General features: G+C 74.1%; 22 protein-coding genes. 5 read left to right on the forward strand and 17 right to left on the reverse strand.

Going from position 1 to position 23,063, the window contains the following annotated elements; all coding sequences use genetic code 11:
• Nucleotides 1–9 precede the first annotated feature (9 nt).
• The 5 genes from ccsB to G6R13_RS02590 form a co-directional block, all read right to left on the reverse strand.
• On the reverse strand, nucleotides 10–1,110 hold the full coding sequence (gene ccsB, locus G6R13_RS02570) for a c-type cytochrome biogenesis protein CcsB (RefSeq protein WP_010080313.1): 1,101 nt from the start codon (nucleotides 1,108–1,110) through the stop codon (nucleotides 10–12).
• 2 nt (nucleotides 1,111–1,112) lie between these two features.
• On the reverse strand, nucleotides 1,113–2,810 hold the full coding sequence (locus G6R13_RS02575; RefSeq protein WP_163720958.1) for a cytochrome c biogenesis protein ResB: 1,698 nt from the start codon (nucleotides 2,808–2,810) through the stop codon (nucleotides 1,113–1,115).
• Complete coding sequence (locus G6R13_RS02580) at nucleotides 2,807–3,562, reverse strand: cytochrome c biogenesis protein CcdA (RefSeq protein ID WP_036336893.1); 756 nt, start codon at nucleotides 3,560–3,562, stop codon at nucleotides 2,807–2,809. The genes G6R13_RS02575 and G6R13_RS02580 overlap by 4 nt, the downstream gene beginning before the upstream one ends.
• Nucleotides 3,563–3,578: 16 nt before the next feature.
• Nucleotides 3,579–4,190, reverse strand: coding sequence for a TlpA disulfide reductase family protein (locus G6R13_RS02585; RefSeq protein ID WP_163720960.1), 612 nt, complete (start codon nucleotides 4,188–4,190; stop codon nucleotides 3,579–3,581).
• 155 nt (nucleotides 4,191–4,345) lie between these two features.
• Nucleotides 4,346–5,020 carry a histidine phosphatase family protein gene (locus tag G6R13_RS02590; RefSeq protein WP_163720962.1) on the reverse strand — a complete coding sequence of 225 codons (675 nt, stop codon included), beginning with the start codon at nucleotides 5,018–5,020 and terminating at the stop codon, nucleotides 4,346–4,348.
• A gap of 125 nt (nucleotides 5,021–5,145) precedes the next feature.
• Here G6R13_RS02590 and G6R13_RS02595 point away from each other — a divergent pair, with 125 nt between their 5' ends.
• Nucleotides 5,146–5,886 (forward strand): hypothetical protein, encoded by a 741-nt coding sequence (locus tag G6R13_RS02595; protein WP_163720964.1) that lies wholly within the window; start codon nucleotides 5,146–5,148, stop codon nucleotides 5,884–5,886.
• A 6-nt stretch (nucleotides 5,887–5,892) separates the two neighbouring features.
• Here the strand turns inward: G6R13_RS02595 and G6R13_RS02600 are convergent, their stop codons facing one another.
• The 3 genes from G6R13_RS02600 to G6R13_RS02610 all read right to left on the reverse strand — a co-directional run bounded on the left by G6R13_RS02600 (nucleotide 5,893) and on the right by G6R13_RS02610 (nucleotide 7,771).
• Nucleotides 5,893–6,162 carry a glutaredoxin family protein gene (locus G6R13_RS02600; RefSeq protein WP_163720966.1) on the reverse strand — a complete coding sequence of 90 codons (270 nt, stop codon included), beginning with the start codon at nucleotides 6,160–6,162 and terminating at the stop codon, nucleotides 5,893–5,895.
• 93 nt (nucleotides 6,163–6,255) lie between these two features.
• Complete coding sequence (locus G6R13_RS02605) at nucleotides 6,256–6,354, reverse strand: AURKAIP1/COX24 domain-containing protein (RefSeq protein WP_005504750.1); 99 nt, start codon at nucleotides 6,352–6,354, stop codon at nucleotides 6,256–6,258.
• Between the two features lie 163 nt (nucleotides 6,355–6,517).
• Nucleotides 6,518–7,771, reverse strand: coding sequence for an acetoin utilization protein AcuC (locus tag G6R13_RS02610; protein WP_163720968.1), 1,254 nt, complete (start codon nucleotides 7,769–7,771; stop codon nucleotides 6,518–6,520).
• Nucleotides 7,772–7,907: 136 nt separating this feature from the next.
• Between G6R13_RS02610 and G6R13_RS02615 the strand changes: the two genes are divergently transcribed.
• Nucleotides 7,908–9,383 (forward strand): potassium transporter TrkG, encoded by a 1,476-nt coding sequence (locus G6R13_RS02615; RefSeq protein ID WP_098470739.1) that lies wholly within the window; start codon nucleotides 7,908–7,910, stop codon nucleotides 9,381–9,383.
• Nucleotides 9,376–10,053: a TrkA family potassium uptake protein gene (locus tag G6R13_RS02620; RefSeq protein WP_002856329.1), complete on the forward strand. Its 678-nt coding sequence runs from the start codon at nucleotides 9,376–9,378 to the stop codon at nucleotides 10,051–10,053. Before G6R13_RS02615 ends, G6R13_RS02620 begins: the two co-directional genes overlap by 8 nt.
• Nucleotides 10,054–10,068: 15 nt before the next feature.
• Here G6R13_RS02620 and proC read toward each other — a convergent pair whose 3' ends face one another.
• The 6 genes from proC to G6R13_RS02650 form a co-directional block, all read right to left on the reverse strand.
• Nucleotides 10,069–10,899, reverse strand: coding sequence for a pyrroline-5-carboxylate reductase (gene proC / locus G6R13_RS02625; RefSeq protein WP_063189790.1), 831 nt, complete (start codon nucleotides 10,897–10,899; stop codon nucleotides 10,069–10,071).
• Nucleotides 10,896–11,783: a sugar phosphate isomerase/epimerase family protein gene (locus G6R13_RS02630; protein ID WP_065572453.1), complete on the reverse strand. Its 888-nt coding sequence runs from the start codon at nucleotides 11,781–11,783 to the stop codon at nucleotides 10,896–10,898. The genes proC and G6R13_RS02630 overlap by 4 nt, the downstream gene beginning before the upstream one ends.
• Before the next feature lie 2 nt (nucleotides 11,784–11,785).
• Entirely contained in the window at nucleotides 11,786–12,808 is a 1,023-nt protein-coding gene (locus tag G6R13_RS02635; RefSeq protein ID WP_002856323.1) for an exopolyphosphatase, read from the reverse strand.
• Nucleotides 12,809–12,813: 5 nt separating this feature from the next.
• Nucleotides 12,814–15,648 (reverse strand): type I DNA topoisomerase, encoded by a 2,835-nt coding sequence (gene topA / locus G6R13_RS02640; protein ID WP_163720970.1) that lies wholly within the window; start codon nucleotides 15,646–15,648, stop codon nucleotides 12,814–12,816.
• Between the two features lie 142 nt (nucleotides 15,649–15,790).
• Nucleotides 15,791–17,467, reverse strand: coding sequence for a methyltransferase (locus G6R13_RS02645; RefSeq protein WP_163720972.1), 1,677 nt, complete (start codon nucleotides 17,465–17,467; stop codon nucleotides 15,791–15,793).
• Nucleotides 17,464–18,393, reverse strand: coding sequence for a rhodanese-related sulfurtransferase (locus tag G6R13_RS02650; RefSeq protein WP_163720974.1), 930 nt, complete (start codon nucleotides 18,391–18,393; stop codon nucleotides 17,464–17,466). The genes G6R13_RS02645 and G6R13_RS02650 overlap by 4 nt, the downstream gene beginning before the upstream one ends.
• Nucleotides 18,394–18,486: 93 nt before the next feature.
• Between G6R13_RS02650 and G6R13_RS02655 the strand changes: the two genes are divergently transcribed.
• The gene (locus G6R13_RS02655) at nucleotides 18,487–19,260 is read left to right on the forward strand and encodes a GNAT family N-acetyltransferase (RefSeq protein WP_020626505.1); all 774 of its coding nucleotides are present in this window, start codon (nucleotides 18,487–18,489) and stop codon (nucleotides 19,258–19,260) included.
• Nucleotides 19,257–21,857, forward strand: a complete 2,601-nt coding sequence (locus G6R13_RS02660; protein ID WP_163720976.1) for a Zn-binding domain-containing protein — start codon at nucleotides 19,257–19,259, stop codon at nucleotides 21,855–21,857. Before G6R13_RS02655 ends, G6R13_RS02660 begins: the two co-directional genes overlap by 4 nt.
• Here the strand turns inward: G6R13_RS02660 and G6R13_RS02665 are convergent.
• From G6R13_RS02665 to G6R13_RS02675, 3 genes are read right to left on the reverse strand one after another with little or no spacing between them, the layout of a single operon-like run.
• Complete coding sequence (locus G6R13_RS02665) at nucleotides 21,773–22,216, reverse strand: Rv3654c family TadE-like protein (RefSeq protein ID WP_044658883.1); 444 nt, start codon at nucleotides 22,214–22,216, stop codon at nucleotides 21,773–21,775. The two genes, G6R13_RS02660 and G6R13_RS02665, sit on opposite strands and share 85 nt — an antisense overlap.
• Entirely contained in the window at nucleotides 22,213–22,665 is a 453-nt protein-coding gene (locus tag G6R13_RS02670) for a TadE family type IV pilus minor pilin (protein WP_044658882.1), read from the reverse strand. The genes G6R13_RS02665 and G6R13_RS02670 overlap by 4 nt, the downstream gene beginning before the upstream one ends.
• Complete coding sequence (locus tag G6R13_RS02675) at nucleotides 22,658–22,891, reverse strand: DUF4244 domain-containing protein (RefSeq protein ID WP_044658881.1); 234 nt, start codon at nucleotides 22,889–22,891, stop codon at nucleotides 22,658–22,660. The genes G6R13_RS02670 and G6R13_RS02675 overlap by 8 nt, the downstream gene beginning before the upstream one ends.
• Between the last annotated feature and the right edge of the window lie 172 nt (nucleotides 22,892–23,063).

Here is a 23,063-nt window from a genome sequence, read left to right on the forward strand (position 1 = left end):
CCGCCGGACTCAGCCGGGCAGACCCGCGTACGAGTGCAGGCCCGGGAAGTACGTGTTCACGATCGTGTAGTTGAACACGATGCACAGGAAGCCCACGATGCTCAGCCAGGCCGCGCGGGCGCCGGTCCAGCCGCGGGTGGCGCGGGCGTGCAGGTACGCCGCGTAGACCACCCAGATGACGAAGGACCAGACCTCCTTGGTGTCCCAGTTCCAGTACCGGCCCCACGCGGCTTCGGCCCAGATGGCGCCGGCGATCACGGTGAACGTCCACATCACGAAGGCGATCGCGTTGAGGCGGTAGGACCAGTTCTCCAGCCCCTGCGCGGCCGGCACGAGGCGCAGGAACGCCCACGAGCGCTCGCCCGCCGCGGCGCGCTTCTCCGCACGGTCCTGCAGCAGCTGCAGCACGGACATCGCCGCGGTCAGCGCGAACAGCGAGCTGGCGAGCACGGCGATGGAGACGTGGATGACGAGCCACGGCGACTGCAGCGGCGGCTGGAGGTGGCCCACCGGCGTCGGGAAGCCCATGGTGGCCGCGCACATCATGGCCACCACGAGACCGGTGACGAACGTGCCCACGAAGCGCAGGTCCTTACGGAAGAGGAACAGCAGGTAGACGGTCGTGATCACGAGCGCGCCCGTGGTCATGAACTCGTACAGGTTGCCCCACGGCACGCGGGAGGCGGCGAGGCCGCGGGCGACGACGGCGAACGCGTGCAGCGCCCAGCCGACGGCCAGCACGGCCACGGCCACGTTGGCGACCGGGCGGCGGCCGCCGCCCGTGTAGTCCATGTCCTCGTCCACGAGGTCACCGTCCGCGTCGACGCCGGGCTCGGCGGCGGCGGCCGGCCGGGCCGTGTCGGAGTCGCTCGCGCCGACCGCCGTGGACCCGCCGACGGCGACCCCCACGGTCTCGTGGGCCGGAGCGGTGCGCACCTGCCCGCGCTGGGCCGCGAGGTCGGCCTCGAGGCGGCGGATGGTGGCCGAGGCGGTGGCCATGTCGATGGTGAACAGGATGAACGCCGCCGCGTACACGAGCGCGGCGATGAGCATGAAGAGGTCGCTGTACAGCGCCAGCTGCTCGTTCACGGGGGCCGTGGGGTTGAACACTGTCAGTCTCCTGATCGGGCGTCGGCGGGGCCGGCGGGGGTCTCGGGGGTGGTGGAGGTGGACTGGGGGGCGGCACCGGCCGCGGCGTCGTCGGCCGTCTCGGTGGCGGCGACGATGGGCCACCACTTCTCCATGGCGGCGCGCAGGGCCACGTGCTCCTCGTGGAGGCCGAACTCCTCGCCGCGGGCGAGCAGCGCGTACTCCACGCGGGTGCGGCCGTCGTCGTCGGTGCGGGCGCGCACCCACACGCGGCGGCGGCGGACGAACAGACTGATCGCCAGGCCGAGCAGGGCGGTGCCGGCGAACACGCCGACGCCCCACTTGCCCGGGTCGTAGTGGATGTCCAGGCCGACGTAGCGGCGGACGCCGTCGAAGCTGATGGAGCCCTTGCCCTCGGGCAGCTCGTACGTCTGGCCCGGGCTGAGCACGATGCCGCCGTTCTCGTTGGTGCGGCTGTTGAGCTCGGTGAGGGATGCGGTGTCCAGCACGTACACGTTCTGCGGGCGGCCGGTGTCCAGGCCGAGGTCCCCGTAGTACGAGTTCAGCTGCAGCTCCGGGTTGAGCAGCTCGGGGTCCGCGGAGAACGCGGCGCCTTCCTCGTCCTCCACCGCCGAGGGCAGGAAGAAGCCGACGAAGCCCAGCTGGTCCGGCCGCGCGTCGGGGACCTTGATGGTGGCCTGCGAGCCGTAGTTCTGGTCGAACACGCGGGTGACCACGGGGCCCTGGAAGGCCACGTCCCCGGCGCCGTCGCGGATGGTCACCACGGGCGCGTAGCCGTTGCCCACGAGGTAGACGCGCACGCCGTCGATGTCCAGCGGCTGGTTGACCTTGAGGATCTGGCGCTGGAGCTCGCCGCCGGAGCCCTCGCGGACGTCCATGACGGCGGTGTAGTCCAGCGGCTGGCCGTAGTGGGTCTCGGACTCGCGGTCGAACACGGCGTCGAAGGAGTCGAGGGTGAGGGAGAACGGCTGGAGGTCGTCCGCGCTGAAGTAGGTGCCGGGGGTGAAGGAGTCGTAGGCCACGAGGTTGTTGGCGAAGCCCTCGCCCTCCACGATGATCTTCTGCCCGCCGTACTTGGTCATGCCGCCGTAGGCCATGAACACGAGCACGCCGATCAGCGAGACGTGGAACAGGATGTTGCCGATCTCGCGCAGGTATCCGCGCTCGGCGCCCACGGACGCGCCGCCGGCCTCGGGGCGGTGCTCCACGCGGTAGCGGCGCTTGCGCAGCCACGCCTGGGCTCTGGCCACGGCCTCCTCGGGGCTCGGGCCGCCCTCCTCGAGGACGACGACGCCGGAGGCCGGCAGGCGCGTCAGGTTGCGGGGGGTGCGGGCCGGGGGCTGGCGCAGGGCCTTGGCGTGCTGGATGGCGCGCGGCCACACGCAGCCCACGAGGGAGACGAACAGCAGCAGGTAGATGGCCGAGAACCAGACGGAGTTGTAGACGTCGAAGAACTGCAGGGCGTCCAGGACGGGGCCCCACACGGGGTTGTCCTCGATCCACTGGTCCACGATCTCGGGGCCGGCACGGCGCTGGGGCACGAGGGAGCCGGGCACGGCGGCGACGGCGAACAGGAGCAGCAGCATGAGCGCGGTGCTCATGCTGGTCAGCTGGGTCCAGATCCAGCGCAGGGTGCCCGCCAGGCCGAGGCGCGGCAGGGTGACGGGCTCGGAGCGCGTCCGGGCGGCCTTGGAGCTCACAGGGGCATCTCCCATTCGTTGGCGAACCACAGCTGCAGCTGCGTGGTCCAGGCGGTCCAGACGCCGGTGACCATGAGCAGGCCCAGCGCGATCAGCAGGGCGCCGCCGAGGCGCATGATCAGCACGCGGTGCCGGCGGAAGAACCCGAGGGCCCGCATGCCGCGCTCCATGCCGAGGGCCATGAGCACGAACGGCAGGCCCAGGCCGAGGCAGTAGAGGAAGGCGAGCAGGGCGCCGCGGCCCACGGAGCCGGAGCTGGCCGTGGACATGGCCAGGACGGCGGCCATGGTGGGGCCGATGCACGGCGCCCAGCCCAGGCCGAAGGTCATGCCCAGCAGGGGCGCGCCGACCAGGCCGGCGGCGGGCTTGAAGTGGACGCGGCGCTCCTGCTGAAGCCGGCCGCCGCCGCCGAGGAACACGAGGCCCATGAGCATCACGAGCACGCCGAGCACGGGGGTGACCCAGGCGCCGTCGCGCCGCAGCCAGACCATGGCCTGGGTGAACACCACGGTGATGCCCACGAACACCACGGCGAACCCGAGCACGAACAGCACGGAGCCGAGCACGAGGCGCCCGCGGCGGCGGCTGGTGAGCACGTCCCCGCCGAGGCCGGTGACGTACCCGAGGTAGCCGGGCACGAGCGGCAGCACGCACGGGGAGAGGAAGGAGATCAGGCCGGCCAGCACGGCGATCGGCGCGGCCAGCAGCAGGGAGCCGTCGAGGGCGATCTCGGCGAAGGGGTTGCTCTGCATGGACACGGCGGCCGGGTCAGGCCGCGGCCTCGTCCACCACGGTGGTGAGCAGGGCGCGCAGGGTGGACTCCTCCACGGCGCCGAGCACGCGGGCGGCCACGCGGCCCTCGACGTCCAGGACGAGGGTGGAGGGCACGGCCTGCGGGGGCACGTAGTCGGTCATGTTCAGGAGCACGTCCCCGCGGGCGTCCTCGATGGACGGGTAGGGGATCTCGAAGGTGCGCTCGAAGGCCTGCGCGGTGGTGACGGTGTCCCGGACGTTCACGCCGAGGAACCGCACCCCCTGCGGGGCGAACTGCTCGTGCAGGGAGACGAGGTGGGGGGCCTCGACGCGGCACGGCGCGCATGAGGCGTACCAGAAGTTCAGCAGGGCGGGGGTGCCGCGCAGGCTTGCGCCGGTCACGGGGGTGCCGTCGAAGAGCTCGGCCGAGAACTCGACCGGGGCGCCGCGCTCCTCCGGCGCGATCTCGCGGACGGAGCCGTCGCCGGCGATGTAGTTCTTGCCGTCCGCGTTCCCGGCCTGCTGCGTCAGCGAGTCGTCCCCCGAGCACGCCGCGAGGACGGGCGCGAGGCCGAGCAGCGAGAGGCCGGTCAGCACGGTGCGACGGGACGGACGGGGGGTCTGCATGGCGGGCTGCCCTCCAGGGGACGCGCGGGGCTGGATTCCGGGGACCTGGGAAGTCTACTGTCCGCCCCGCATTCTGACTGAACCCTGGACGTCACACCCCCACCCCGTGGGAGGCCGCGGACGGCATCGTCGACGCCGGTCGCCGTCGGGGGGCCTCAGGCGCCCGGCAGGGAGGAGGCGTCCTTGAGCAGGGCCTGGTTCGGCTCGTGGTACTCGACGCGCGGCACCCTGCGCCCTTCCTCGTACACGAGCGAGGTCACGGAGGTCAGCGAGCACTCACGCCAGCGCGGGTCGTGCCACAGCGGACGGCCCTCGACGGCCAGGCGCGTCACCCAGATCGGCAGCTGGTGCGAGACGAGCACGGACTCGGCGCCGGGCCCCTCGGCGGCCACGGCCTCGCCGCGGAGCCGGTCGACGACGGCCAGCATCCGGGCGGCCTGCGCGCGGTAGGGCTCACCCCAGGACGGGCGCAGAGGGTTGCGCAGCTGGGGCCACAGCCGCGGGTTGCGCTTCAGCGACGCCGCCACCTGGGACATGCCCTCGAAGGCGTTCTCCGCCTCGATCAGGTCCGGCTCGGTGACCAGCGGCAGGTCGAACGCGGCCGCGATGGGCGCGGCGGTCTGCTGCGCGCGGGTCAGCGGGGAGGCCGCGACGACGGCGGGCGCCCGGCCGGTCTGCGCGGCGCGCTCCGCGAACCACGCGGCCACGCCCCGGGCCATCTCGTGGCCGAGCTCCGAGAGCCCGAACTCCGGCAAGCGGCCGTAGAGGACACGATCGGGGTTGTGGACTTCTCCGTGGCGGACCAGGTGGACGGTGGCGAGCGTCTGCATGGGGCCAGTCTGGCAGAGGCGGACCGGTGGCCCCGGCGGTAGCGTGGGGCGCAGCTCGGCGCGACCGCGCCGCCACCCCCGTCCGCACCGAGGCGCCGCGAGCGTCGGCGTCGCTAGGAGGCCCCATGTCCGGCACCTCGCCCACCGATCCCCACGGCAGCCAGAACCCGTACGGCTCCGACCCGTACGGCGCCGCCCCGCAGGGGCCGACCCCGGGCTCCCCCGACCCGTCGGGCGCGAGCCCGTACGGCCAGAACCCCTACGGCGCACCGTCGGCGGCTCCGTACGGCGCCCCGGGCCAGGCGGGGATGCCCCAGGCCCCCTCCTCCCACGGCCCCGCCGGCTGGCAGTCTCCCAGCCCGGTCGAGCTGCCCCCGCGACCGCGCTCCCTGACGGCCGCGTTCTGGCTGATCGTCTCGGGCGGCCTCCTGCTGCTGGCGACGACCCTGCTCGCGGCCTTCGCCATCACCCAGCCGGAGGGCCAGGCCGCGATCCAGCAGGAGCTGGACCGGTCCGTCGAGCAGATGGATCTGCCCGCCGACCAGGCGGAGCAGATGCGCGCCATGACGGACGGGATGCTTCCGGCCCTCGCCACGACGGCGGCCGTGTTCGGCGTGCTCGCGTTCCTCGTCTACCTGTGGGTGGCGTTCGCGATCCGCGGCGGCTCGCGCGCCGCGCGCATCGTCGGAACGGTGCTGGCGTCCCTGTCCGTGCTGGTGCTGGTCTCCAACGCGGTGATGGGGGCGTTCAGCCCGCTGGACCTGGTGTGGGTGGGCCTCGGCGTCGCCGGCATCGTGCTCGCCTACCGCCCGGACGCCACGGAGTACATGCGGCTGAAGGCCTGGCAGCGCTTCGCGCGCCGCTGAGCCCGCTCAGGCCCGCGGGGCGTCCAGGAGCCGGCCCAGGCGGGCCGGGTCCACGCGCCAGAAGTCGCGCTGGACGCCGTCGACGAACAGCACGGGCACCTCGTCCGCGAACCGCTCGAGCAGGGCCGGGTGCGCGGCGCCGTCGACGGCCTCCCAGGCCTCGCCCCGCGCGTCGCACACCTGCGCCACCGTGGCCTTGGCGTCGGCGCACAGGTGGCAGCCGGGCTTCACGAGCAGCTGGACGCGGGCGGTGGCGGCGGGCAGGTCGGCGGTCATGGCCCCACTCTACGGATCGCCGTCCACGACGAAGCCGCCGCCCCCGGAAGGGGACGGCGGCTTCGTCTCGTCAGCGCCCCGAGGGCGCGGGCGTCACTTCTTGTTGCGACGCTGGTGACGGGTCTTGCGAAGCAGCTTGCGGTGCTTCTTCTTCGACATGCGCTTGCGGCGCTTCTTGATCACAGATCCCATGGGGACTCCTTGAATCGGGGCGAGGGCCGGCGGTCGTGGGACCGCAGGCATCCGGGGCGCCGGACACGCCGACCCGCATTCCACCGGATGTGGAACGCCTGGAAACGTTCTCGGCCACAATACCGGCCGCACGGGCCGCGGTCGAACCGGGACGCGGGCCGGCTCAGTCGAACCAGGGGTCCAGCCCGTGCAGCGGGAACACCTCGCGGCGCGTGGCCATGATCGACTGGTCCACCGGGTCGGCCGGGTCGTAGCCCACCTCCCACGAGCGCCACCACACGTCCGCGTCCTCGCCCATCACGGTGGGGATCCGCTCGGCGTCGTCCCCCTCGTGCACGGACATGTCCCCGGTCAGCTCGTCCGCGGTGAGGGTCCGGACGTGCTCGATCCAGGCGGCGGGGATCTCGCTCTTCACCGGGATCGGGGTCTGCAGGACGGCGGCGGTCAGGTGGGCCCACGCGCGCGGCACCACCCGCAGCGGGTTGTAGCCGCCGCCCCCGGTGGCCAGCCACCGGCCGTGCGCGAACCGGTCGGCCCAGTCGCCGACGTCGAACGCGAGCTGGCGCTGGCCGTCCACGCTCAGCCGCAGGTCGGCGAGCGGGTCCGTGCGGTGACCGTCGCAGCCGTGCTGGCTGACCAGCACGTCCGGGGCGAACGCCTGCAGCAGCGGGGGGACCACGGCGTGGGCGGCGCGCAGGAAGCCGGCGTCGCCGGTGCGCGGGGGCAGCGCGACGTTCACCGCTGTGCCCTGAGCGGCCGAGCCGCCGATCTCGTTGGCGAAGCCCGTGCCCGGGAACAGGCTGATGCCCGTCTCGTGCAGGGAGATGGTGAGCACGCGGGGGTCGTCGTAGAAGATCGACTGCGTGCCGTCGCCGTGGTGCGCGTCCACGTCGACGTAGGCGACGCGCTCCGCGCCGAGGTTCAGCAGGCGCTGGATGGCCACGGCGCAGTCGTTGTAGATGCAGAACCCGGACGCCGAGGACCGGGCGGCGTGGTGCATGCCGCCGGCGAAGTTCACGGCGCGGTCCACCTCGCCGGACCAGATCGCCTCCGCGGCGACGAGGGAGCCGCCCGCGATCCGGGCGGCGGACTCGTGCAGGTCCGGGAACACGGGACAGTCCTCGGTGCCCAGGCCGAAGCGGCCGTCCTCGTCCGACGACGTCGCCGCGGCCCGGCGGACGGCGGCGACGTACTCGGGATCGTGGACGAGGGCGAGCTGCTCGTCCGTGGCCACGGGCGGCTCCACGATCCGCACGTGGGGCGCGTCCAGCAGGCCGAACGCCTCCACGAGCCGGTGCGTGAGGTCCAGCCGCAGGGGCGCCATCGGGTGCTCCGCGCTGAACCGGTAGCGGAGCAGGCTGGAGTCCCACACCACAGCGGCGGGGGTGGGAGCGGGAGGGGTGGACGTGGTGCTCATCACGGTCCAGCCTAGGGCTCCGGGCGGCACGGTGGCGACGAGCGCCTCGGATGTCTCACCCGCGTGACGCGCGGGCCTCAGGGGCGCGCGATACTGGGAGCCGGTCCGTTCCCCGTCCCCGTGCAGGAGGTGCCCCGTGGCAGGTCCCCGTCCGACCCCGCACGCCCGCCGCCACGGCGGGGTGCGCCGGCCCGGCGGACTCCCCCGGCCCGGCCAGGCCTCCACGCTGGAGTCCTCGACCGACCTGCGCACGGCGCTGCGGCGCTCGGGCCGTGCCGTCAGCTCGGTGGTGGGCGGCTCCCCGGCCCGCGCCGCCCTCTCCGCCTTCGCCCTCATGGCCCTGGTGTTCACCGGGCTCCTCGCCCTGCCGTGGGCCGCGGCGGACGGCCACGCCACCCCCCTGCACGACGCCATGTTCACCGCGGTCTCCGCCTTCTCCGTGACCGGTCTGACCACCGTCAACACGGCCGAGCACTGGTCCCCCGCGGGCCAGGTGGTCATCCTCGTGGCCATCCAGATCGGCGGCCTGGGCATCCTCTCGATGGCCTCGCTGCTCACGTTGGCCGTCTCCCGGCATCTGGGCCTGAGGTCGAAGCTGGCGACGCAGCAGGCGGGCATGACCTCCGGCAGTCTCGGCGAGGTCGGCCAGCTGCTGCGCGTCGTCGTCGTGACGGTGCTGACCGCCGAGGCCGCGCTGGCGCTCGTCCTCGTGCCGCGGTTCGCGGCCATCTCCGGCTCGTGGCTCACCGGCCTGTGGCACGGTGTCTTCTACTCGGTCAGCGCCTTCAACAACGCGGGGTTCACCCTGCACGTGGACGGCCTGCCGGAGATCATGCACGACCCGGTGGTCATCACGGTGCTCGGCGTCGGCGTGTTCCTCGGCGCGCTCGGCTTCCCCGTGGTCATGGTGCTGCTGGAGAAGGGGTGGCGGTTCCGGGAGTGGAACCTGCACACCAAGCTCACGGTCGAGGTGACGCTGGCCCTGCTGGTGCTCGGCGCCGTCGCCCTCTTCTTCTTCGAGGCGGGCAACCCGGCGACCCAGGCCGGCATGGGCTTCTGGCAGCGGGTCGGGCACTCCCTGTTCGGCTCCGTGATGACCCGCTCCGGAGGCTTCGCGATCGACGACACGAACGCGCACCAGCCCGAGTCCCTGCTGCTCATGGACGCGCTGATGTTCGTGGGCGGTGGGTCCGCCTCCACCGCGGGCGGCATCAAGGTGACCACGCTGGCGATCATGTTCCTCGCGATCGTGGCGGAGGCGCGCGGCGACCGCGAGGTGACGGCGCACGGCCGCACGATCGCCCCCGAGTCCCTGCGCGTGGCCATCGCGGTGCTCGCACTCGGGGCCACCCTCGTGCTCGTGGCCACTCTGGCGCTGGTGCACATCACCGACGAGTCCCTCCAGCGACCCCTGTTCGAGGTGATCTCCGCGTTCGGCACGTGCGGGCTCTCCGTGGGCGTCTCCGCGGAGAGCCCACCGGCCGGCAAGTACGTCCTGACGGCCATGATGTTCGCGGGCCGCGTTGGTACGATCACGTTCGCCGCCGCCCTGGCCCTGCGCCAGCGGCGCGTGCTCTACCGCTACCCCGTCGAGAGGCCGGTCATTGGCTGACACCCCGCAGCGCACCGATCCCAACGCCCCCGTGCTCGTCGTGGGGCTGGGCCGCTTCGGCGCCGCCACGGCCGAGGAGCTCGTCGCACAGGGGCGCGAGGTGCTCGCCGTCGAGCGGGACCCCGTCCTCGTGCAGCGCTACGCCCCCTCGCTGACCCACGTGGTGGAGGCGGACGCCACCGACTCCGAGGCCCTGCGCCAGCTCGGTGCGCAGGACTTCTCGACGGCGGTGGTCGGCGTGGGCACCTCCATCGAGGCATCGGTGCTGATCACCGTGAACCTCGTGGACCTGGAGATCCCGCACATCTGGGTGAAGGCGATCAGCGAGGCGCACGGCACGATCCTCAAGCGGATCGGGGCGAACCATGTGATCTTCCCGGAGCACGACGCCGGCGTGCGCGCCGCCCACCTCGTGAACGGGCGCATGCTCGACTTCATCGAGTTCGACGACGACTTCGCGATCGTGAAGATGTACCCGCCGGCCGAGTGCGTGGGCTTCACGCTCGCCGAGTCCCACGTGCGCTCCAAGTACGGCGTGACCGTGGTGGGCGTGAAGACCCCGGGCGAGGACTTCACCTACGCCCAGCCGGACACCCGGGTGGGCCCGCGCGACACCCTCATCGTCTCGGGCCACACCGACCTCATCGACCGGTTCGCCGCCCGGCCCTGAGGCACGCCGGAGCCGTCAGGCCCCGAACTCCTCGGCCATCTCCCTGTCGCGCTGCGCGGCCGCGTCCATGGCACGGTTCACGAGGTCGCCCATGCCGCCGTCCAGGAACGCCTCCACGGCCTTCTCAGTGGTGCCGTTCGGGCTCATCACGGCCTTGCGCAGAGCCCCGGCCCTGGCCCCCTCCTGCTGGAGCATGATGCCGGCGCCCTTGACGGTGGCCGCGGCCATGGCCTCGGCGGAGGCGGCGTCCAGTCCCATCTCCGCACCGTGGGCGGCGATCAGCTCGGCCAGCAGGAACACGTAGGCCGGGGCGGAGCCGGCGGTGGCCACCACGGCGGAGAGCTGCTCCTCGGCCACCGGCACCACCAGGCCGGAGCCCTCGAAGAGAGCGCGCACGGCGGTGGCCTGCTCCTCGGTGACGCCCGGCCCGGGGGCCACGCCCACGACGCCGGAGCCCACCGTCAGGGGCGTGTTCGGCATGGTCCGCACGATCGGCTGCCCCGCCGGCAGCACGGCGGCCATGGTCGCGGCGGTGACGCCGGCTGCCACGGACACCACCACGGTCTCGGGGCGCAGCGACGACGCCAGGTCCGTGAGGGTGGCGACCATGTCCTTCGGCTTCACGCCCACCAGGACGATGTCCGCCTCAGCGACCGCGGCATGGTTGGCGCGTTCGTCCCGCTCCTGGGAGGTCACGGTGACGCCGTGCTGCGCGGCGGCCTTCTCGGCGGAGGCGGCGGAGCGGGTGGTGGCGGTGACGTCCTCGGCGCGCACGGCGCCGGCGTCGAGGGCTCCGGCGAGGATCGCGCCGGTCATGGTGCCCAGGCCCAGGATGGTCAGCTTCATGGTCGGTCCGTCTCCTTCGTGGTCGGGCGCGGAACGCCGTCGTCGTCGTGGTGGTCGGTCCCGCCGGCGGCCAGGTGCTCGCGCGCGAAGGCGAGCGAGGCGGCCAGCTTCTCCTCGCGCTGGCCCGCGTACTCCACGCCGCGGGTGCCCACCTCCACGCACACCGCACCGGCCAGGCCCTCGGCCGCCAGGTGGCGCAGGGTCTCGGCCACGCGCTGCGTGCCCTCGCCGGGGACCAGGTGGTCGTCCTTGCCGGAGTCGTTGCCGTCGGTGAGGTGGACGTGCCGCAGCCGCGGGCCGAGCTCGCGGACGGCCGCCAGGGAGTCCGCCCGCGCGATGGCCGCGTGGGAGAAGTCCCAGCAGATGTGCTCGTACGGCTCGGGCAGCGGGTTCCAGTGCGGCAGGTACATCTTGGCCTCGCGGCCGTAGGCCCGCCACGGGTACATGTTCTCCACCGCGATCACCACGCCGGTCTCCGCCATGAGCTCGTGGATGCCCTCGGCGAAGCGCACCGCGTACGTGCCCTGCCAGCGGAACGGCGGGTGGGCGACCACGGTGGCCGCACCCACGGCCTGCGCCAGCTCCACGGAGCGGCGGATCTTGGACCACGCGGAGCCCCAGACCTGCTGCGTGAACAGCAGGGTGGGGGCGTGGATGGAGTCGATGGGCATCCCGTGACGCTCGGACAGCCGCGTCAGCCGCCGCGCGTCCTGGCTCCACGCGTTGTGCGTGACCATGACCTCCACGCCGTCGTAGCCGAGGTCCTCGGCGGTGGCGAACACGTCCTGGGTGCCCAGGGGGAACACGGACGAGGAGGACAGGGTCACGGGGATGTCCGCGCCGAAGCGCGCCGCGGGGGCCAGGTGCGCGGTGGCGTCCGCCATGCTCAGCGCACCCCCAGGCTCAGTCCCGGCAGGAGGGTGTCCGGGTTGAGGTTCACGTGGCCGACGCCGGGCAGGCCGTCCCGGGTGAGGTGGCCCTCGAGCATGAGCGCGTCGAGGCGGTTGAGGATCAGGCCCTCGCGCAGCGCCCACGGGCAGATCTCGAGCTGGGCGATGCCGAACGTGCGCATGGCCGTCAGCGCGACGATCGCCCCCGCGAACACCTGGTGCGCGCGCACGTCCGAGACGCCGGGCAGCTCCGCCCGCTCCGCGATGGTCATCGCCGCGAGGCGGTTCACCCACAGGTGCAGGTCGTCCGCGCGCAGGTGCCGCTTCACGAAGGGCCCCGCCGCCGACGGCGCCGCCCCGGTGATCCGGGCGAGGGAGCGGAACGTCTTCGAGGTGGCGGTGACCACCACGGGCGACTCGATGCGCGGGAAGACCGTGTACGCCTCCTCGAGTCGCTTCTCCACGTGCTTGCGGAGCTTCTTCACCGCCTTGGGGCTGGGCGGGTCCTCGGGCACCCAGTCGCGGGTGAGGCGGCCGGCGCCCAGCGGCAGGGACAGGGCGTGCGAGGGCAGCTCGTCCTGGCCGTAGGCGATCTCGAAGGAGCCGCCGCCGATGTCGAAGTTCAGGATGGAGCCGGCGTCCCAGCCCTGCCAGCGGCGCACGGCGAAGTACGTCATGGCCGACTCCTGGTCCCCCGTGAGCTCGGAGAGGTGCACACCGGTCTCGGCCTGCACGCGGGCCAGCACGGCGGCGCCGTTCGCGGACTCGCGGATCGCCGAGGTGCAGAACGAGATCATGTCCTCCGCCCGGTGCTCCTCCGCGAACGCGGCGGCCTCACGGACGAAGTCCACGAGCTCCCGCTGACCCTCCTCCGTGATCGCCCCGTCGGCGTCCTGGTAGCGGATCAGCGGGAGGGAGCGCTTGTGCTCCGCGTAGGCGACGGGGCGGGCCCCCGGGTGGGCGTCCACGAGCAGCAGGTGAACGGTGTTGGAGCCGATGTCCAGGACGCCGAGGCGCATGGCGCTCAGGCCTTCTTCCGCGCGGTGGTCTTCTTGGCCGGGGCCTTGCGCGCCGCCGGCTTCTTGGCACCGCCGCGGGTGGCCGGGCCCTTGGCGCGCTTGTCCGCGAGCAGCTGGTAGGCCTCCTCCGCCGTGAGCTCCTCGGGCCGGCGGCCGCGCGGGACGGTGATGTTGGTGACGCCGTCCGTGATGTACGGGCCGAAGCGGCCCTCCTTCACAGTGACCTTCTTGCCGGAGACCGGGTCCTCGCCGAACTCGGCCAGCGGCGGCTTGGCGGCCCCGCGGCCACGCTGCTTCGGCTGGGCGTAGATCTCGAGGGCCTGCTCCTGCGTGATGCTGAAGATCTGGTCCTCGGACTCGAGCGAGCGCGAGTCCGAGCCCTTCTTCAGGTAGGGCCCGAAGCGGCCGTTCTGGGCGGTGATGACCTCGCCCTCGGCGTCCGCGCCCACGACGCGCGGCAGGGACATCAGCTGCAGCGCCTGCTCGAGGGTCACGGTGTCCACGGACATGCTCGTGAAGAGGGAGCCGGTGCGGGGCTTCTCCTTGGCCGGCTTCTTCTTCGGCTTGGGCTTGCCGTTCTTGTAGTACTCGGTGGGCTGGGCGTCGAGCCAGGCCTGCAGCTCCTCCTCGGTCATCTCGGGGATGACCTCGGTGACGTAGGGCCCGTAGCGCCCGTCCTTGGCGACGATGGTCCGGCCCGTCTCCGGGTCCGTGCCGAGCTCGCGCTCGGAGGGCTGGGCGGTGGCGAACAGCTCCTCGGCCTTGGCCGGGGTGAGCTCGTCCGGGGCCAGGTCCTCGGGGACGTTGGCGCGCGGCGGGGTGGCGCCCGCCTCCGCGTCGGCCGGCAGCGACCGCTCCAGGTACGGACCGTACTGGCCCACCCGCAGGGTGATGTCCTCGGTGATCGGCAGCGAGTTCACGGCCCGCGCGTCGATCTCGCCGAGGTTGTCCACCACGTGCTTGAGGCCCTCGACGCCCTTCTCCGTCTCCGCGGCGGGGGCCCCGAAGTAGAAGGTCTGCAGCCAGGCCTCGCGGCCGAGTTCGCCCGCGGCGATCCGGTCGAGGTCGTCCTCCATGCGGGCCGTGAAGTCGTAGTCCACGTACTTCGCGAAGTAGTCCTCGAGCAGGCCGATCACCGCGAACGCGGTCCACGACGGGACGAGCGCGGTGCCGCGCTTGGACACGTAGCCGCGGTCCATGATCGTGGAGATCGTCGGGGCGTACGTGGAGGGACGCCCGATCTCGCGGCGCTCCAGCTCGGCGACGATCGACGCCTCGGTGTAGCGGGCCGGCGGGGAGGTCTCGTGCCCGGTGGCCTCGATCGGGTCACCGGTGAGGCGCTCGCCCTGGGCCACCTGCGGCAGGCGGCGGTCCTTGGCCTCCGCGTTCTCGCCGTCGACCTCGGCGTCCCGACCCTCCTCGTACGCGTCGAGGAAGCCCTTGAACGTGATGACCGTGCCCGAGGCGCTGAACTGCGCGAGGCGGCCGTCCTGCGCGGTGGCCGAGAGCCGCAGCGTGGCGGTATAGCCCTTGGCGTCGGCCATCTGCGAGGCCACGGTGCGCTTCCAGATCAGCTCGTACAGGCGGAACTCGTCCGGGCGCAGCTCGGCCTTGACCTGGGCCGGGGTCCGGAAGGAGTCCCCCGCGGGCCGGATGGCCTCGTGGGCCTCCTGCGCGGTCTCGTTGCGCTTGGCGTAGACGCGCGGCTGGGCCGGCACGGCGTCCGCCCCGTAGAGCTCGGTGGCCTGGCGCCGGGCGGCCTGCACGGCCTCCTGCGAGAGGTTCACCGAGTCCGTGCGCATGTACGTGATGTAGCCGTTCTCGTACAGGCGCTGGGCCACCTGCATGGAGACGCGGGAGCTCATGCGGAGCTTGCGGGCGGCCTCCTGCTGCAGCGTGGAGGTGGTGAAGGGGGCGGCCGGGCGGCGGGTGTACGGCTTGTCCTCCACCGAGTCGACCGTGAAGTCCGCCCCGCGCAGACCCTCGGCCAGCGAGCGGGCGCCGGCCTCGTCCAGGTGGGTCACCTTCTTGCCGGCGGAGGCCTTGAGCCGCCCGGCGTCGTCGAAGTCGCGGCCCGTGGCCACACGCTCGCCGTCCACGGTGCTCAGACGTGCGGTGAAGGAGCTGCCCACGGCCTCGGCGGCCTGGGCGCCCTCGGCGACGGTGAACGTGCCCTCCACGCCCCAGTACTGCGCGGAGACGAAGGCCATGCGCTCGCGCTCGCGCTCGACGACGAGGCGGGTGGCCACGGACTGCACACGGCCCGCGGAGAGGCCGCGGGAGACCTTGCGCCAGAGCACCGGGGAGAGCTCGTAGCCGAAGAGCCGGTCGAGGATGCGGCGCGTCTCCTGAGCGTCCACGAGGGCCGTGTCCAGCTCACGGATGTTCTCCAGGCCTCGGCGCACGCCCTCCTCGGTGATCTCGCCGAAGGTCATCCGGTACACCGGCACCGTGGGCTTGAGGGTGTCCAGCAGGTGCCAGGCGATGGCCTCGCCCTCGCGGTCCGCATCCGTGGCGAGGTAGAGGGCCTCGGCGTCCTTGAGCTCGCGCTTGAGCTCCGTGACCTTCTTCTTCTTGTCCGGGTGCACCACGTAGTACGGGGTGAAGCCGTGCTCCGTGTCCACGGCGAACTTGCCGAACGGGCCCTTCTTCATGTCCGCCGGCAGGTCCGAGGGCTTGGGCAGGTCGCGGATGTGCCCCACGGAGGAGTCCACCACCCAGCCGGAGCCCACCGCGTTGAGGTACTTCGCGATGGACTTGCTCTTGGCCGGGGACTCCACGATGACCAGCTTCTTGCCCTCGGGCACGGAAGCGGTCACGGAAGCAGGGGTAGTGGACAACGGGTCCTCCTGGGACGGGATGGCTGCGGGTCCGGGGCCGACGCGAGCCGACCCGTGTCCGCCGGGGGCGGACGTCCCCACATCGTAGGGCGCGCTGACCACGATAACGCCCGGCGTCCCCGCGCCCGCCACCACCCGATCGTCAGCCCTCCACGAGGAAACCGTCCTCGTACAGCTCCCGCAGCGCGGCCAGCAGGCCGGCCCGGCCGGCGTCGTCCAGCTCCAGCAGCGCGGCGACCGCGCCCACCAGCTGCCCCACGGACAGCTCGCCGTCGCTGGCCGAGAGGACGCCCGCCGTCGCGGTGTCCAGGCGCGCCACACGCCGGAACCCGGAGCCCTGGCGGGCCAGGATCACCTCGGGGTGCTCCGCCCCGAACCGCTGGTGGCGCTCCTCCGTGACGTCCGCGGCCACGCGCAGGTGCAGGCCGCGCAGCGCGGCCAGGGCCGGGTCCCCGACGGCGTCCCCCGCCCCGGCGCCGGCGGCGAGCCGGTCCCGGCGGGCGACGGCGGCGGCCCACGCGGTGCCGAGGGCCTCGTCGACCGGCTGGGTCAGCTCCTCGGCGACCACCCACGCCCGGCCCTGGGAGCCGTCCGCGGCGGGCCGACGCAGCCACACGTGGCCGAAGCCCACGCCCGCGACCCCGCGCGCGGCGAAGTCGTCCAGGTACCCGCGGTAGGCGGCCTCGTAGGCGGGCGGGTCGAGCTCGAGCGAGGAGTCCTGCAGCCACGTCTCCGCGTAGCCCGCGGGGTCCTGCCGGTCGCGCTGGAGCAACCAGGCCTGCATCCCCGGCGCCACCCACGAACGCGGGCGCGCGTCCCACGGTGCGGTGTCGGCGTCGGCGGTGTCACCCGCCGGGATCTCCCAGTTGGCGAGCAGCTGCGCGGTGCCGCCCTCGGCGAGCACGTCCGGCAGGGCCGCGATCAGCTCCGCGACGATCCGGTCGCCCTCGCCGCCGCCGTCGCGGTAGGTCAGCACGGGCGCGTCCGGGTCCGTGCGCGGGGTGATCACGAACGGCGGGTTCGAGACCACGAGGTCGAACCGCTCCCCCGCCACCGGCGCCAGCAGATCGCCGGCCGCCAGCCGGACCCGGTCCTCGAGCCGCTCCCGGTCGAGGCCGAGCACGTCCGCGTTGAGCAGCAGGTTGAACCGGGTGAACGCCAGGGCGCGCTCGGAGAGGTCCGTGGCGGTGACGTGGTCGGCGTGGGCGAGCAGGTGCAGGGTCTGGATCCCGCAGCCCACCCCCACGTCGAGGGCGCGGGCCACGGGACGGCGCTGCGTGGCGCCGGCGAGCGTGAGGGAGGCCCGACCGACGCCGAGCACGTGCTCGGGAGGCAGCGGGCCGCGCCGCTGCAGGGCCGTCAGGTCCGAGGCGATCCACATCCGGCCCGGCTCGTCCGCCTCGTACGGCGAGAGGTCCACCGCGCCGCGCACGCGTCCGTCCGGCCCCTCGACGACGAGCCCGGCCGCCACGGCCCCGGCCAGGCCAAGGCTGGGCAGGGCGGCGTCGAGGTCGGCGGCGGGGACGGGCTCGCCGAGCAGCCAGGCCCCGACGGCGGCGGCGAGGGCCCGCGTGCCGTGCCGGTCGCCGGGGCCGGCTTCGTCGTCGTGCCGGTCGGGGCCCGCCAGGTGACCGGCGACGACGCGGCGGGCGGCCTCGGCGTGCTCGCGGTCCAGGGCGAGCGTGGCCACGGGTCCGAGCAGCCCCTCGACGGCGGCGGTGGTGAACGGCAGGGCCGCCAGGTCCGCGGCGAGGGCCACGGCCGTGGCCGGGGTCAGCCGCGGGGCGGGGGGCGACGGGGGTGTCGGGACGGGACTCATGCCTCGGTCCTCTCGGCGGGGTGGGGGCGGTGGGCGCAGACAGGACAGCGGTGCTCGGGGTCGTCGGCGGCGCAGGCCGCACAGCGGACCTCGAGCGTGGTGCAGGCCGGGTCGGCGCAGTTGCGCAGCGCCGAGGTCGGTGCCTCGCACGTGACGCACCGGCCGATGGTCTCGGCGTCGGCGGTGAAGCGGGTGGACAGGCGTCGGTCGAACACGGCCAGCTCGCCCCGCCACAGTCCGGCGTCGCCACGGGCCTCGCCGTAGCGGACGATGCCGCCGTCGAGCTGGTAGACCTCGGCGAAGCCGCGGTCCTTGAGCAGGGCCGAGAGGACCTCGCAGCGCACGCCGCCCGTGCAGTAGGTGATCAGCGGCGCGTCCTTGAGGTGGTCCAGGGCCCCGGAGTCGACGGCGGCGAGCAGGTCGCGGGTGGTGTGCGCGTCCGGGACCACGGCCCCGTCGAAGCGGCCGATGGCCGCCTCGACCGTGTTGCGGCCGTCGAGGAAGCGCACGGGGTTCGCGGTGCCGGCGCGCTCGGCGACGAGCGCGTCCACCTGGGCGGGGGTGAGCCGCTCCCCCGTGCCGACGACGCCGCCCGCGTCCACGGTGACGCGCTCGGGGGCCCCGAACGCGACGAGCTCGGGCTTGAGCTTGACGGAGAGGCGGGGGAAGTCCGCCGCCGAGCCGTCCGACCACTTCACCTCGAGATCCCGGAACGCCGGATGCTCCCGCGTGCCGCGCACGTAGCGCTTGACCGCGTCGACCGGCCCGCCGACGGTCCCGTTGATCCCCTGCGGCGACACGATGATCCGGCCGGTCAGGCCGAGGGACGCGGCGAGCGTGCGCTGCCACAGCCGCACCGCCTCGGGGTCGGCGAGCGGGGTGAACCGGTAGTACAGCGCGATGCGGGAAGGGGCGGCGGTGCTCATCGAGGTCCAGGCTAGTGCGCGACCCCGGACGTGACGGCCGTGAGGGACGGGCGGGGCCTGGCCCGCACCGGCCACACGCCTTACCCTTCAGACATGACTGAGCATCTGGATCCGGCACTGGTCGACATCTGGTTCGCGGCCTGGTCGCGATCGCGCGGCTACCGCACGAGCCAGGAGGCGGGGCGACGCGCGGCCCTGCGCACCCCCCGCCCCGCCCACATGATCCCCGGCGGCTCCGGTCGCGCCACGGTGGACGTGCCGGCCACGTGGGAGCACGTGGTGGTGAACCCCTCCCGCGCGGAGCTGGAGGACCTGCGCGAGGCGGTGCGGGACCAGGAGCAGATCCTGCTCACCGTGTTCGGCGACGCCGGCGAGGACCCCAAGGCCATGGGTCTGAAGGCCCAGGCCGAGCCGGAGCGCTTCATGACCATGGACATGGACCCCGAGCTGCAGGACGTGGAGCCCCCGCTGCTGCCCGAGGGCTATGAGGCCCGCGTGGACCAGCCGATGGAGGGCAGTCGTCGCCTGCGCATCCTGGCCGTCGGCGCCTCGACCGCGCCGGAGGGCGAGGAGGAGCTCGCCGCCCTCGGCTGGGTCACCGAGGAGGACGGCACCGCCGTCTACGACCGGATCTGGACGTCCCCGAACCACCGTCGTCGCGGCCTCGGCTCCCTCGTGATGCGCTATCTCACCTCCGAGGTCATGAGCGAGGGTGAGATCAGCCGCGGCCTGCTCGTCGCCTCCCCGGACGGGCAGAAGCTGTACCGCCACCTGGCCTGGACCGACCTCGGCCCCGTGTCCATCTGGGGTCGCGGCCTGGCCGAGGACAACCCCACCGCCGAGCACACCGGCACCATGGGGGCGTGACCGGCCACCTCCCGGAGCACGATCCCTGGGCGGATCCCGCGGGCGGCTGGGGGCCGCCCGGCACGGCGGACGCCGCGCCGCCCGTCGACGACGCCGCCCCGGACTTCTCCGGACCGGAGCCGCAGCCCGTCGGTGAGATGGTGGCCGACGTCGTGGCCGGGCTGTCCGTCACGGCACCCGGCGACCTGCGCCCGGACACCCCGGCGGGGGCCGGACTCCGTGCGGCGCTGGGCCGGACCGGGCTGCCCGAGCAGATCCGCCACGTCACCGAGCTGCCCGCACGGCAGGCCCGGCACACGGACTGGCCCGCGGACGCTCCGGAGGGCCTGGTCGGGGCGTTCGCGGCGCGCGGCGTCGAGCGGCCGTGGCTGCACCAGGTGCGCGCCGCGGCCCTGGCCGGCGCGGGGACGCACACCGTGCTCGCCACGGGCACGGCGTCGGGCAAGTCGCTGGGCTACCAGCTGGCGGTCGGCACCCGGCTGGCCGCCGACCCCCGGGCCACCGCGCTCTACCTCGCCCCCACCAAGGCCCTCGCGGCGGACCAGCTGACCTCCTGGCGCGCCCTCGAGCGGGACGGCGCCCCGGGGCTGCGCGCGGCCCCCTACGACGGCGACACCGCACCGCAGGACCGGATCTGGGCCCGCGAGCACGCCACCGTGCTCATGACCAACCCGGACATGCTCCACGTGGGGATCCTGCCGCACCACGAGCGGTGGGCCGCGTTCTTCCGGAACCTCGCGTTCGTGGTGGTGGACGAGTCGCACACCTACCGGGGCGTCTTCGGCTCGCAGGTGGGCATCCTGCTGCGCCGGCTGCGGCGCATCGCCGCCCACTACCGCGGGGACCGTCCGGAGACCGTGTTCATCGGGGCGTCGGCGACGTCGGCGGATCCGGCCGGGCACTTCGCCCGACTGATCGGGGCGCCGGCCACGGCCGTCACCGAGGACGCGTCCCCGCACGGGGCGGTCACCGTGGCGTTCTGGGAGCCGGAGCTGACGGACCGTCGGGGCGAGAACGGCGCGCCCGTCCGGCGCTCGGCGATGGCCGCCGCCGCCGACCTGGTCACGGACCTGGCCCTGCAGCAGGTCCGCACGCTGGCGTTCATCCGCTCGCGGCGCGGGGCCGAGGCCATCGCCAGCGCGGCCAAGCGGCAGCTCGAGGAGGTCGAGCCGGGGCTCGGCACCCGGATCGCGGCCTACCGCTCGGGCTACCTGCCCGAGGAGCGGCGGGAGCTGGAGGCGGACCTGCGCTCGGGTCGGCTGCTGGGCATGGCCTCGACGCCGGCGCTGGAGATGGGCATCGACGTCGCGGGGCTGGACGCGGTGGTGGTGGCCGGCTGGCCGGGCACCCGCGCGTCGTTCTTCCAGCAGATCGGCCGCGCCGGGCGCGGCGGCCAGGACGCGCTCGCGTTCTTCGTGGCCTCGGACGACCCCCTGGACACGTTCGTGGTGGACCACCCGGAGGCCGTGTTCGACCTGGGCGTGGAGGACACCGTGGTGGACCCGGAGAACCCGCACCTGCTCGGCCCGCAGCTGTGCGCGGCCGCCGCGGAGCTGCCGATCACGCCCGAGGCGTTCGGCTGGTTCGGGGAGCCGGAGCGGGTGCGCGCCCTGCTGGACGTGCTGGTCGAGCAGGGGCTGCTGCGCCGTCGGCCGGCCGGCTGGTTCTGGACGCACCCCGAGCACGCCGCCGGCATGGTCTCCCTGCGGGACGACGGGGGCGGTCCCATGGACATCATCGACGCCGAGTCCGGCGCCCTGCTGGGCACGATGGACTCGCCCCAGACCCACTACCAGGCGCATCCCGGCGCGGTGTACGTGCACCAGGACCGCACGTACCTCGTGGAGGAGCTGGACGAGGATGCGCACACGGTGGTGGTCACGCGCGCCTGGCCGGACTTCACCACGCAGGCCCGGGACGTCACGGAGATCGAGATCGTGGCGGTGCACCGCCGCCTGGACGCGCGCGAGGGCACCCTGCGCTGGTGCCTCGGGGATGTGCAGGTCCGCACCCAGGTGGTGTCCTTCCAGCGCAAGGCCCTGGCCTCCGGGGAGGTGCTCGGCGAAGAGCCCCTCGACCTGCCGGCGCGGGACCTGTTCACCTCGGCGGTGTGGTTCCAGGCGGCCTCGGACGAGCTCATCGCCGCGGGACTGACCACGGATCGCCTGCCCGGCGCCCTGCACGCGGCCGAGCACGCGATGATCGGCATGATGCCGCTCGTCGCCTCGAACGACCGCTGGGACATCGGAGGCGTCTCGATGGTCCTGCACCCGGACACCGGCTCCCCCGCCGTGTTCGTCTACGACGGCCGGCCCGGCGGGGCGGGCTTCGCCGAACGCGGCTTCGAGCAGGCGCGACGCTGGGTCGAGGCGACGGCGGGGGCCATCGCGGCGTGCGAGTGCGCGGAGGGCTGCCCGTCCTGTGTGCAGTCCCCCAAGTGCGGCAATCGCAACAGCCCACTGGACAAGGCCGGCGCGCTGACCGTCCTGCGGTTCCTGATGGACCACGCCGATCACCTCGTCCCGGCGGACGCCTCGACCGACGGCTCGGGCGGCGCCTCCTCCGGCGGGGCCACGGACGCGGCGCCCGGGGCCTGAGACCGCGGCGGGCCCGCGACGGCGTCGGCCGTGGCCGCCGGCAGCGGAGCGCGGGCGAGCTCGACCGCGACGCGCACGGTCCCGTCCTCGCGCACCTCGCACGCCACGACGGCGGCCCCGTTGCGTGCGGCGGTCCGCCCGGCCAGCGCGCACGGCTCATGGTCGGAGAGCCCGCGCCGGGCGTCGGAGGCGGCGAGCGCCGCCAGGTCGGCGGCCCCGGCCGCCCGGGCGCCGGTGACCGAGGCCTGCCCCAGCGCCGCGACCGCCAGCAGCAGCCCCGCCCCCAGGGCGGCCGTGCCCAGGACGGACACGGTGCCCGAGCCTCGTTCGCCCCGCGCGGGCGCCCTCCCGCGGGTCATGACCGGTCCTCCGGCGAAGCGGCGGGCGTTCCGGGCCGCTGGTCGGGGGCGGCGGCGTGCGCGGTGAGGGTGAGCACCTCGGCCCAGGCGAGCGGCCCGGGGCCGGGCTGGACGACCTCGACGGTCACCCACCCGCCCTCGACGGTGTGCGAGAGCGAGGCATCGTCGCCGGCCATGCGCGCCACCGCGTCCCGGGCCGCCGCCTCGTCGTCGCCCCGGGCGAGGATGCGGGCGGCCGACGCCGCCGCGTCCTGACCCCGCACCTGCTGCACCGCGGCGGCGCCGGCCAGCAGGACGGATACGAGCACGAATGCGATCACGGGCAGCAGCACCGCGTACTCGGCGGTGACGGCCCCGGTCTCGCCGCCCCGGAGCGCCCGGGGCCGCCCCGCCGTCCGGGCGCCCGGGCGGCGCGCGGACGGCGGGGCGGAGGCCGGGTGCTCAGTCACGCTGGAGCGCCCCGGTGACGAGGTCCACGAGCAGCGACTGCACGTCCGGGCTGGTGAGCACGACGGCCAGCACGCCCGCGAAGCCCACGGCGGCGAGCGTGAGGATGCCGTACTCGGCCGTGATCGCGCCGGTCTCCTCGCCCGCGGCGTCGACGACGCGGGCGAGGCGGTCGCGGTCGCTGGGGCGGGTGACGGCGGGCTGGGCGGTGTGGGAGCGGTGGGTCATGGTGGTCCTCCTGGAGTGGGCCCCGCGGTGCGGGGCGGTGGTGACGGCCCGGCCGGGCCGCTGGTCCCAGGCTGGCCCGCTCCGGGGCCCGCGCGCCGGGGGCGATGCGGATCCGGGGATGGGCCGGGGCGATCGGGGCCCTGTGCAGGACCGGACGCCCTGGCGTCGCCAC

The organism is Micrococcus sp. Alg238-R198 (genome assembly GCF_900537135.1).
Lineage (GTDB): Bacteria > Actinomycetota > Actinomycetes > Actinomycetales > Micrococcaceae > Micrococcus > Micrococcus luteus.